We start from the raw sequence: 9,915 nt of genomic DNA, 5'->3' as shown, positions 1-9,915 counted from the left end.
GCGGGGTGGAGCAGCCCGGTAGCTCGTCAGGCTCATAACCTGAAGGCCGCAGGTTCAAATCCTGCCCCCGCAACCATATCCAATCCTCAAAACCCCCCTCAGCCCCTGCTCATCAGGGGTTTTTATCGCGAGCTCGGTAAAGCAATAGCAGTGGAAACTGTGAGGAATATGATTTTCCTTTGTTCCATGCGTTCGATATCCTCTTCTTTTTTGGAGGGTATGGAAGATGGCTATAAAAGATCCTGTCGTGATCGAGCATTTGAATACGCAGCTTACGAATGAGCTGACGGCGATCAATCAGTATTTCCTTCATGCACGGACGCTGCGGCACTGGGGTGTGACCCATCTGGGGAAGAAGGAATATGACGAATCCATTGAGGAAATGCGTCATGCAGACTGGTTGATCGAGCGGATCCTGTTCCTAGGTGGTTTGCCGAATGTTCAGCGCCTGAACCCGATTCTGATTGGTCAGACAGTTCAGGAAATTCTGGAATGCGATCTGAAGCTTGAAGAGAAGGCCATTCAGGATCTGCGGGATGGGATTGCTTACTGTGAAAGTGTCCGAGACTATGTCTCGCGTGATCTGCTTCTGAGAATCCTCGTCAATGAAGAAGAGCATGAAGACTTCATTGATCGCCAGTTCGACCTGATCAAGCAGGTTGGTATCGAGCGTTATATCCAGAAGAATTCTGCTTCGGCGCCTGATCAGGACTGAAGCGGCATTATAGTGTGAGTTCCAGCAACCCGGCATTGTCCGGGTTGTTTTTTATGCGGCGTTGAGCTGCGTCTGCTCAAGCTGAGCTTTCTTCATGGCGGAGCGTAGAAGGCAGACGATGCCTGGGACGCAATTGCCGCATTTGGCCTTACATTTCCGGGCAGAGTAGATCTCCGCCGGTCGGGATGCTCCGTTATGGATGGCGATTTCGACATCTTGGTGGGACAGCGCGTTACATGAGCAGACGATCATGGAGAAGCAGGCTTCCGTTCACGGGGACTGATAGAACTGAAGCCTAGTTCAAATGCAAATGGTTCGCAAATGCATTTTTGCTTTTCGACGAATCATGGAGAATCCTGGCTGATCCAGCGCTGGACGACGGGGCGGATTGCGAAATTGCTCTGGATGCGGACGACTCCAGGTAGCCTTGAGAGCTCTTCCTTGTGGATGCGTTCGTAATCAGCCAGATCCCGGGCGGCGACATGGAGGAGGTAATCGGCCTCTCCTGTCATGAGATAACATTCCCGAACGTCAGGGCATTCGCGGATACGTGCTTCGAATCGGCGAAGCATTTCATCTGTCAGGCGTTCAAGGGTGATTTGCACGATCACTGTGGTCAGCTTATGGGCCGAGCGCTCGTCGATGACGGCACGGTAGCCCCGGATGACGCCTTGTTCTTCAAGCAGGCGTACGCGTCGGAGGCAGGCTGATGGCGAGAGACCAACGCGCTGTGCCAGTTCGGCATTGCTGAGGCGACCGTCGTGTTGAAGGATTCGCAGAATGGATTCGGTGATACGGTCGAAGATCATGGTGGAATTATCGGTCTATTTTCGCAGATTCAGTCATGGTTTTTTTGTTATCTGAAAGATTATGCGATTATCCGGCAGGATATTCTAATGAATAGAGGATAATCTCATTCTTCATGATGAGTGCATCTCCTGATCCTTTGTGGCCTTCCTATCGTGCAGGTGCCCGCCTGACGGTGGATCTGGGCGCAATTGCTTCCAATTACCGTTATCTCCAGTCTCTGGCTGCGAAGGCTTCCTGTGCGGCTGTCGTCAAGGCTGATGCCTATGGGTTGGGTATCGAGCATGTCGCCCCTGTTCTTGAGGATGCCGGAGCTACGGAATTTTTCGTCGCGCATGTCGATGAAGGAATCAGGTTGCGGTCCGTGATTTCGGACAAGGCCCGGATTACAGTTCTGCATGGCCCACGACATGATGCGGCTGGAGATTGTGTGCGTTATGGTTTGAGACCGGTTCTGAACAGCCTCGATCAGATTGCGGTGTGGCGTTCGACTGCTTCTCAGGCAGGAAAGCCGTTAGAGGCAGCTCTTCAGGTTGACAGTGGGATGTCACGGTTTGGTCTTTCCCGGGCTGATCTGGACGCTTTGCATGAGGATAAAGGGCTTATGGAAGGGCTGAGGGTTAGTCTTGTCATGAGTCATCTGGCGTGTGCGGATATGCCTGATCACCCGGCCAACACCGTGCAGAAAAAACAGATGCTGGAGATGTCTGCGCAGTTACCGTCTGCACCTCTCAGTCTGTCTGCGTCTTCAGGAATTTTTCTGGGGCCAGACTATCATCTGGATGTCGTGCGGCCTGGGGCCGCACTTTATGGACTTGCTCCCAACCAGGCTGCCCCTAATCCCCTGTCTCCGGTTGTGCGGCTTCAGGCCCACGTTCTACAAATCCGCGAGGTTGGTCCGGGTGACGGGGTTGGCTACGGGCTGACATATCGACCTGACCAGCCGCGTCGGATCGCGACGGTGGCTGCCGGATACGCGGATGGGTTTTCCCGGCATGGTGCCGGAAAGGGCTGTGCATGGTTTGAGGATATCCGGCTGCCTATTCTCGGAAGGGTTTCGATGGATTCTCTGATTGTGGATATTTCAGACGTGCCGGATGGAAAACTTGGTCCTGACATGATGGTCGATCTGATCGGGCCCAGACGCAGCGTAGACGATGTTGCGGAAGCAGCGGGAACGATTGGATACGAAGTCCTGACGTCTCTTGGGCATCGTTTCCACCGGGAATATGTTGGAAATCGGGAAGCATCCCTTACGGGGTGATTGACATTCCAGCATGGAAAACAAGATAGACGAACTGAAATCGGACTATGTCATGATGGCACGGTCTTTCGTAGCAAATCGGAATCCTCATGTATCTCCGTCGTGATAGAGCTTTGACCGCCATATCCATTATGTTGGATGTCGCTTTCCATGCAGGTCGATCCGGGGTCGTGAGCGGGGCGGATATTGCCCGACGGGGTGATATGCTTCGCCGGGGGATCGAGCCCGTGTTGCAGGCCCTCTCCCGGGCTGGGCTCTTGTCCAGCGTAAGGGGGCCGAAGGGAGGATATCGTCTCGGACGCCCTCCCCGGACCATTACGTTGAACGAGATTGTTTGTACTGTGACGGAAGATTCGGATGTCTCGGAGGATGGGACAAATCCTCTTCGGACTAAAGTTCTGGAACCTTTCTGGCAGTCGGTGGATCAGGAAGTCTCGGAAAAGATGGCGTCTGTCACGTTGGAGCACCTGCTCCAGAATGCTGAAGAGGCTGGAATGCAGCGCCCCAGCAGAGCGCCGATCTCCTTTTCCATATAACTAATAAAAAAAGTATTTTGTAAAAACCACGAAATGGGTTTTAGAGGGCTGGATATCTTACCATAATGGATCAATGTTTTGATCTGTGGTGGTAAACCTATGTCCCGGACGTACCCGCTGTCTTCTGTTCAGGCGTGGGGACAGGGACGGATTCATGATGGGTCCAGCCGCAGGGTGTGATCGGGATTCATCAGAAAGGTAAGTACTGATGAAACGTCCTGTCCGACTTGAACCTGGCCAGAAACTGGTTCTGACTGCCAACCGTCTGCTGGATGGTCGCACTGTCTGGTGGGGCGCTGACGGGACGTGGGATCTTCACATTGGACGCGCGGCCCTTTTGGATGCGAATGACGCAGAAGCTGCACTCTCGCGTGCAGTGGAGCAGGCCCAGCATGATGGCGTTGTGGGGGTGTATGATGCGGCCGTTAAGGCTGTTACTCCCCCCGAGCCAGTCACGGTGCGTGAAAAGATCCGGGCGTATGGCCCGACTGTCCATCCCGAATTTGCAGTGGAGACCGAACAGTGAGCCTTCCTGTCGGCCATTATCAGTATGACCGGATCGACCGGGATTTCCTTCAGGCGCGGATTGCCGAGTTTGAAGGACAGGTAAACCGTCGTCTGGACGGGACGTTGAGCGAAGATGAGTTCAAGCCACTGCGGCTGATGAACGGTCTCTATCTGCAGCTTCATGCCTATATGCTGCGGGTCGCCATTCCTTACGGGATTCTGGACAGCCGGCAGTTGCGTAAGCTGGGTGAGATCGCCCGGCGGTATGATCGCGATTACGGGCATTTCACGACGCGTCAGAATATCCAGTTCAACTGGATCCGGCTGGAGGATACGCCCGCCATCCTGCGTGAACTGGCTGAAGTGGACATGCACGCCATCCAGACCAGCGGGAACTGCATCCGCAATGTGACGGCGGATGAGTATGCGGGCGCGGCGGCGGATGAGCTGGTGGATCCGCGGGTTCATGCGGAAATCCTGCGGCAGTGGTCCACGCTGCATCCCGAGTTCACGTTCCTGCCGCGCAAGTTCAAGATTGCGATTTCGGGCAGTCCGAATGACCGTGTGGCCGCACGCTTTCATGATATCGGGATTCTGGCCCGTCCGGGTGAGGATGGGGCGCCGGTGTTCCGGATTTTCGTGGGCGGCGGTCTGGGGCGGACGCCGATCATTGGTGAAGAGCTGTTTGACAGCGTGCGCGAAGAGCACCTGCTGGCGACGCTTGAGGCAATCGTGCGCGTCTATAATGCGCATGGGCGCCGCGATAATATCTACAAGGCGCGGATCAAGATTCTGGTTCAGGCGATCGGGGTAGAGGCCTATCGCGAGGCTGTTGAAGCGGAGCTCGCCCAGATGGATCTGGAGCGGTATCGGCTGACGCCCGAGGCGGTTGCGGCGATCCGGTCGCGGTTTGCCGTGCCTCTGCTGGAGGCTCCGTCAGATGCGGATGCTGTTCTGGCGGAGCAGCGGCGTGCGGATCCGATTTTTGACCGCTGGGTGCGGAGCAACACACATGTTCATCGCGATCCGGGGCATATCATTGCAACGATTTCGCTGAAGCCTGCGGGCGGGATTCCGGGGGATGCGACCTCGGCGCAGATCGGCCGTCTGGCGGATCTGGCGGATGCGTATTCGTTTGGCGAAATTCGAATCACGCATTTGCAGAATGTTGTTCTGGGTCATGTGCGCAAGGACCGGTTGCGGGATCTGTGGCTCGGGCTGGCTGAAGTCGGGCTGGCGGAAGCGAATATCGGGTTGATCGGTGATATCGTGGCGTGCCCGGGGCTGGATTACTGTGCGCTGGCGAATGCGCGGTCCATTCCGATTGCGCAGAAGCTGGGGGCGCGGTTTGCGGATACGGCGCTTCAGGCGGAAATCGGGGCGCTGCGGATCAATATTTCGGGCTGCATCAATGCCTGCGGGCATCATCATGCCGGGCATATCGGGCTTCTGGGTGTGGACAAGCGCGGGGAAGAGTTCTTCCAACTGACGGTTGGTGGCCGGGCCGAGAATGGGGCGGCGATCGGGATGATCCTGGGCGCGGCATTGCCGGAAGACGAGACGGTGGATGCGATTGCGCGGCTTGTGGATTGCTATCTCGGGCGACGGGAGGGTGGGGAAACGTTCCTCGATACCCTGACGCGTCTGGGGCATGAGCCTTTCAGGGAGGCGGCATATGAAACTGTTTGAACTCGGCGAGCGGACCGCGCAGGTTCATGATGTGCTGGTGACGGTTGCGGAGCTTGCGGATCGGGATGATGCGCGGGCGGTTCTGCTGGAGAGTGCGGATGATCCGGCGCTTGTGAAGCCTTATCTGAACCGGCTGGAGCTTGTGGTGCTGCGGTTCCCGATTTTCCGGGATGGGCGTGGGTTTACGCAGGCCCGTGAGCTTCGGGAATATCTCCGGTTTTCCGGCGAGATCCGGGCGGAAGGGCATATCCTGCCGGATCAGGCGGCGTTTCTGCGTCGGTGTGGGGTCGACAGTGTTGTCCTGCCGAAGAACGGCAATGGCGATCCGGCTTTGTGGGAAAAGCAGCTTCGGCAGTTTCCGGTTGCGTATCAGCGTTCGGTGCTGCCGGAGTGGTCCGTGGGGCCGGGGCTGCGGGTGGAAGAGGCGTCCTAACGGGCGCCGAACCAGCCCCGACGCCAGAACCAGAGTAGCGGCAGGATGACCGAAAGCGCCATGAGGGTCAGGCCGTAGGGGTAGCCGTATTTCCATGACAGTTCGGGCATGTTGTGGAAGTTCATGCCGTAAATGCCTGCGATCAGGGTTGGCAGAATGCCGATGGCGCTGACGACGGTCAGGACTTTCATGCCGTCATTCTGTTCGATGCTGATGAAGCCGAGTGTGGCGTCCAGCAGGAACTGGACCTTGTTGACGGTCTGGGCATCGAAGTCATTGAGGGATGCGATGTCGCGCCCTGCGACCTTGATGCGGGTTTTCAGGGCCTGCGGGTCTTTTTCTGTCCTGTCGCCGATATAGATCAGGATCCGGTCCAGCCCGAGCAGGCTGTCGCGGGTCATGGAGGCGAGATCGCCGCCATGGCCGAGGCGGCGCAGGGTTTCGCGCAGCATTTCGCCCGCGCGCGCCGGATCCCGGGGACGATCGGTGTTGAAGACCCGTTTGGAGATGGCATCGAGGTCGCGGCCAAGCCCTTCCAGGATGTCTGCCAGACGGTTGATGACTTCCTCGATGATCTCGACAAGGATTTCGTTGGCGGAGGGTTCGCCTTTGGTGGGATCGCGTTCGGCCTGACGGCGACCGACGATGTCGAAGCCATAATAGTCGGCGTAGCGGACGGTGATGAGGCGTGTGTCTGTCAGGACGAAGCCGATCGGCAGGGAAAACGCCGTGTCGTCCGCGCGTCTGACGAGGGGCGTGGAAAGATAGAGAACGCCGCCGTCTTCGTGATGGCGCGAGGAGCTTTCGATTTCCTCAAGTTCGTCGCGGCGGGGAATATGGGTGCCAAGGGCCTTTTCCGCGCGGTCGATCTCTTCGGGGGTCGGGTTGATGAGGTCGAGCCAGACCGCTTTGGAAATATTGACGTCCGGTCCGATTTCCCAGGCCGGAACGCCAGCGGGGCGCACGAGGAACATCAGGCAGATCCTTGGGACAAATGAAAAGGCTGTGAGGCTCTCTCATGTCCTGCCTGCTTCGGGATCGCAAGGTCCTGTCCCTGATTTGTTGCAGGATAAGTCGGAAATCAGCGAGATGGATGGACGGCGAGGGCTGCCCTTGGTATCGCATTGGTGCCCTGAAGTGGAACCGAGTGCGGTATGACGAACACATCTTTCCCCCTGTCCAATTCTCTTCGTTCCGGCCCTGATGACCGGGGACGGTTCGGGATTTTTGGTGGTCGCTTTGTTGCGGAAACGCTGATGCCTCTGCTGCTGGAGCTTGATGAGGCCTATCGCACCGCGCAGGCTGATCCGGAGTTTCGCAAGGAGCTGGACTACTACCTCAAGGATTATGTGGGTCGTCCGAGCCCGCTGTGGTTTGCGCAGCATCTGACGGAAGAGCTTGGCGGCGCAAAGGTCTACTTCAAGCGTGAAGAGCTGAACCATACGGGCTCGCACAAGCTCAACAACGTCATGGGGCAGATCCTTGTGGCCCGGCGGATGGGCAAGACGCGGATTGTTGCGGAGACGGGCGCGGGGCAGCACGGTGTGGCGACGGCGACCGTCTGTGCGCTTTTCGGGCTGAAATGCACCATTTATATGGGCGCGACCGACGTTGAGCGTCAGAAGCCGAACGTCTTTCGGATGCATCTGCTTGGGGCGGAAGTGAAGCCCGTAACGGCCGGGGCGGGGACGCTCAAGGATGCGATGAACGAGGCCATGCGTGACTGGGTGGCCAATGTTGCCGACACGTATTTCCTCGTCGGCACGGTGGCCGGGCCGCATCCGTATCCGGAGATGGTTCGTGATTTCCAGTCCGTCATCGGGGTTGAGGTCAAGGAACAGATTACCCAGGCCGAAGGACGCCTGCCGGATGTGATCGTGGCGGCTATTGGTGGCGGGTCGAACGCGATGGGGATTTTCCATCCGTTTCTGGATGATTCGTCCGTCAGGCTGATTGGCGTCGAGGCTGCGGGGCGTGGGCTGGATTCCGGGAAGACGGCTGCGTCCATTTCCCGTGGCCGGCCGGGTGTGCTGCATGGCAATCGGACGTATCTGCTGCAGGACAAGCACGGGCAGATCGAAGAGGCTCATTCCATCAGTGCGGGGCTGGATTATCCGGGGATCGGGCCTGAGCATTCCTGGCTGAATGATATCGGCCGGGCCGAATATGTTGGTGTGACGGATGATGAGGCGCTTGAGGCGTTTCAGGTCTGTACGCGGACGGAGGGCATTATCCCGGCGCTCGAATGTGCGCATGGGCTGGCGCATGTCATGAAGATCGCGCCCGCGATGGCGAAGGATCAGATCATTGTCCTGAATGTCTCTGGCCGTGGGGATAAGGACATCTTTACTGTGGCACATCATCTGGGAGTGAAGCTGTGAGCCGTATTCAGACACGTTTTGCAGCGCTGAAAAAGGAAGGGCGTGGTGCCCTGATTCCGTATCTTCAGGCCTGTGACCCGGATTATGATACCTCGCTGCAACTGCTGCGGGCGATGCCGGCGGCGGGGGCGGACCTGATTGAGATCGGTGTGCCGTTCTCCGATCCGTCCGCTGATGGACCGACGATTCAGGCTGCGGCGCTTCGTGGGCTCAAGGCCGGGGCGACGTTGGGACTGGTGCTGGAGATGGTTCGGGCGTTCCGTGAGACCGACAGTGAGACGCCGATCGTGCTGATGGGGTATCTGAACCCGATCGACAGCTATGGTCCGGCCGAGTTCTGCTTTGATGCGGCGCAGGCGGGTGTGGACGGGATCATCGTCGTTGATATGCCGACGGAAGAAGCAGATTTGCTGGATGCTCATGCTCGGGAAGCCGGGCTGGACATCATCACGCTGGTGGCGCCGACGACGTCCAATTCCCGGTTGTTCCATGTGCTGCGGGAGGCGAGCGGGTTCGTCTATTATGTGAGCATTACCGGGATCACCGGGACGAACAGCGCGAGTGCTGCGGATCTGGAGAAGGCGTTGCCGCGGATCCGGGAAGCCACGGATCTGCCGGTGGCTGTTGGTTTTGGAATTTCCACACCAGAACAGGCGCGGACGGCTTCGCGGATCGGGGATGCGGCTGTTGTGGCGTCTGCGTTAATCAAGACCATGGCGTCCACGCTGGAGAATGGTCAGGCGACGGAGCAGACGGTTCCGGCGGTTCTGAAGCAGCTTGAAGGTCTGGCGGCGGCCGTCAGGGCCTGATTGTGGTGTTCCGGCAGGCTGTGGCCTGCCGGAATGTGTTTGGTCAGGCGTTGTTGCGCAGGGATAGTCCGAACAGGACCGTGGCGACGCCGGCCATCAGCAGTTCCACGGCGATGAACATGCCGATCAGCCATAAGCCGGACCAGGGCAGCGTCATGTAGAGCATGATGCCGATGAGCAGTGTGACTAGTCCGCTGATGGCGAGGGCGAGCCAGCTTCTGTTGTTGCGGTGACCGCCGGCCCAGAAGGTGCGGGCGAGGCCAGCGAAGATCAGGCAGCCTGCGAGGATGGCGGTCAGGAAGATCGAGCCGGTTGCGGGCTCTTCGATCAGGAGTAGGCCGCCGAAAATGTAGAGGGCGCCGATCAGTCCGGACAGCCACTTGTTCGGGACGGGAAGGCCGCGATGGGCGAAGCTCTGCATGACTTGTGCGACGCCGCCGATGATCATCAGGACGCCGAGGATGACCATGCTGGTCAGTGTGGTCGCGACGGTATCCAGGGCGGCCAGAATGCCGAGAATGATCAGGAAGGCACCGAAGCCGATGAACCAGCCAGGCTTGAGGCCCTGTGGGCCGGGGAAGCGGATGGTGTTGAAACTGTCGGACATGGTCTTCTCCGTTCAGGGACGTGGTCTGTTGGGGAAGATGCCATGTTTTGTGATGTGGGCGGGAGAGATAAGACGGGCGTGCGGATGGTTGGGCTGGCATATTTGGCCTCCCGGCGTTAAAACGCGCCAGAGAATATGGCCCTTCGCCGGGCTTTCACCCCAATTCC

At 58.1% G+C, this 9,915-nt stretch carries 12 protein-coding genes; 8 read left to right on the top strand and 4 right to left on the bottom strand.

Annotated features, from left to right (window positions below):
* Nucleotides 1-226 precede the first annotated feature (226 nt).
* A complete protein-coding gene (bfr, locus tag JK202_RS14770) occupies nt 227-715 on the top strand; it encodes a bacterioferritin (RefSeq protein WP_141351979.1) in 489 nt (162 codons plus the stop codon).
* Nucleotides 716-766: 51 nt separating this feature from the next.
* On the opposite strand, the gene JK202_RS14765 is transcribed toward bfr, so the two are convergent.
* Nucleotides 767-967, bottom strand: coding sequence for a bacterioferritin-associated ferredoxin (locus tag JK202_RS14765; RefSeq protein ID WP_211562177.1), 201 nt, complete (start codon nt 965-967; stop codon nt 767-769).
* A gap of 92 nt (nt 968-1,059) precedes the next feature.
* Entirely contained in the window at nt 1,060-1,524 is a 465-nt protein-coding gene (locus JK202_RS14760; protein ID WP_211562175.1) for an Lrp/AsnC family transcriptional regulator, read from the bottom strand.
* A 113-nt stretch (nt 1,525-1,637) separates the two neighbouring features.
* Here JK202_RS14760 and alr point away from each other — a divergent pair, with 113 nt between their 5' ends.
* The 5 genes from alr to JK202_RS14735 all read left to right on the top strand — a co-directional run bounded on the left by alr (nt 1,638) and on the right by JK202_RS14735 (nt 5,951).
* Nucleotides 1,638-2,786 carry an alanine racemase gene (gene alr / locus JK202_RS14755; protein ID WP_211562173.1) on the top strand — a complete coding sequence of 383 codons (1,149 nt, stop codon included), beginning with the start codon at nt 1,638-1,640 and terminating at the stop codon, nt 2,784-2,786.
* Between the two features lie 89 nt (nt 2,787-2,875).
* On the top strand, nt 2,876-3,322 hold the full coding sequence (locus JK202_RS14750; RefSeq protein ID WP_211562171.1) for an Rrf2 family transcriptional regulator: 447 nt from the start codon (nt 2,876-2,878) through the stop codon (nt 3,320-3,322).
* Between the two features lie 208 nt (nt 3,323-3,530).
* Nucleotides 3,531-3,848, top strand: coding sequence for a DUF2849 domain-containing protein (locus JK202_RS14745; protein ID WP_211562164.1), 318 nt, complete (start codon nt 3,531-3,533; stop codon nt 3,846-3,848).
* Complete coding sequence (locus tag JK202_RS14740) at nt 3,845-5,518, top strand: nitrite/sulfite reductase (protein WP_211562162.1); 1,674 nt, start codon at nt 3,845-3,847, stop codon at nt 5,516-5,518. The genes JK202_RS14745 and JK202_RS14740 overlap by 4 nt, the downstream gene beginning before the upstream one ends.
* Nucleotides 5,505-5,951 carry a DUF934 domain-containing protein gene (locus JK202_RS14735; protein ID WP_211562159.1) on the top strand — a complete coding sequence of 149 codons (447 nt, stop codon included), beginning with the start codon at nt 5,505-5,507 and terminating at the stop codon, nt 5,949-5,951. Before JK202_RS14740 ends, JK202_RS14735 begins: the two co-directional genes overlap by 14 nt.
* On the opposite strand, the gene JK202_RS14730 is transcribed toward JK202_RS14735, so the two are convergent.
* The gene (locus JK202_RS14730) at nt 5,948-6,925 is read right to left on the bottom strand and encodes a magnesium transporter CorA family protein (RefSeq protein WP_211562157.1); all 978 of its coding nucleotides are present in this window, start codon (nt 6,923-6,925) and stop codon (nt 5,948-5,950) included. The two genes, JK202_RS14735 and JK202_RS14730, sit on opposite strands and share 4 nt — an antisense overlap.
* A 180-nt stretch (nt 6,926-7,105) precedes the next feature.
* Here JK202_RS14730 and trpB point away from each other — a divergent pair, with 180 nt between their 5' ends.
* Both trpB and trpA read left to right on the top strand, forming a co-directional pair.
* Nucleotides 7,106-8,332, top strand: coding sequence for a tryptophan synthase subunit beta (gene trpB / locus JK202_RS14725; RefSeq protein WP_211562155.1), 1,227 nt, complete (start codon nt 7,106-7,108; stop codon nt 8,330-8,332).
* Nucleotides 8,329-9,141 carry a tryptophan synthase subunit alpha gene (gene trpA / locus JK202_RS14720; RefSeq protein WP_211562154.1) on the top strand — a complete coding sequence of 271 codons (813 nt, stop codon included), beginning with the start codon at nt 8,329-8,331 and terminating at the stop codon, nt 9,139-9,141. Before trpB ends, trpA begins: the two co-directional genes overlap by 4 nt.
* Nucleotides 9,142-9,184: 43 nt before the next feature.
* On the opposite strand, the gene JK202_RS14715 is transcribed toward trpA, so the two are convergent.
* Nucleotides 9,185-9,748, bottom strand: a complete 564-nt coding sequence (locus JK202_RS14715) for an HdeD family acid-resistance protein (RefSeq protein WP_211562153.1) — start codon at nt 9,746-9,748, stop codon at nt 9,185-9,187.
* Nucleotides 9,749-9,915 lie beyond the last annotated feature (167 nt).

The sequence above is a fragment of the Gluconobacter sp. Dm-62 genome (assembly GCF_018256155.1).
Classification (GTDB): domain Bacteria; phylum Pseudomonadota; class Alphaproteobacteria; order Acetobacterales; family Acetobacteraceae; genus Gluconobacter.
Note: the sequence above shows the minus strand (reverse complement) of the source record. Positions and strands in the feature narration are given on the sequence as shown.

Coding starts and splice junctions, on each gene's coding strand:
- JK202_RS14750 (WP_211562171.1), top strand. CDS start 2,876: ATGTATCTCCGTCGTGATAGAGCTTTGACCGCCATATCCATTATGTTG.
- JK202_RS14760 (WP_211562175.1), bottom strand. CDS start 1,524: ATGATCTTCGACCGTATCACCGAATCCATTCTGCGAATCCTTCAACAC.
- JK202_RS14745 (WP_211562164.1), top strand. CDS start 3,531: ATGAAACGTCCTGTCCGACTTGAACCTGGCCAGAAACTGGTTCTGACT.
- alr (WP_211562173.1), top strand. CDS start 1,638: ATGATGAGTGCATCTCCTGATCCTTTGTGGCCTTCCTATCGTGCAGGT.
- JK202_RS14715 (WP_211562153.1), bottom strand. CDS start 9,748: ATGTCCGACAGTTTCAACACCATCCGCTTCCCCGGCCCACAGGGCCTC.
- JK202_RS14730 (WP_211562157.1), bottom strand. CDS start 6,925: ATGTTCCTCGTGCGCCCCGCTGGCGTTCCGGCCTGGGAAATCGGACCG.
- bfr (WP_141351979.1), top strand. CDS start 227: ATGGCTATAAAAGATCCTGTCGTGATCGAGCATTTGAATACGCAGCTT.
- trpB (WP_211562155.1), top strand. CDS start 7,106: ATGACGAACACATCTTTCCCCCTGTCCAATTCTCTTCGTTCCGGCCCT.
- JK202_RS14735 (WP_211562159.1), top strand. CDS start 5,505: ATGAAACTGTTTGAACTCGGCGAGCGGACCGCGCAGGTTCATGATGTG.
- JK202_RS14765 (WP_211562177.1), bottom strand. CDS start 967: ATGATCGTCTGCTCATGTAACGCGCTGTCCCACCAAGATGTCGAAATC.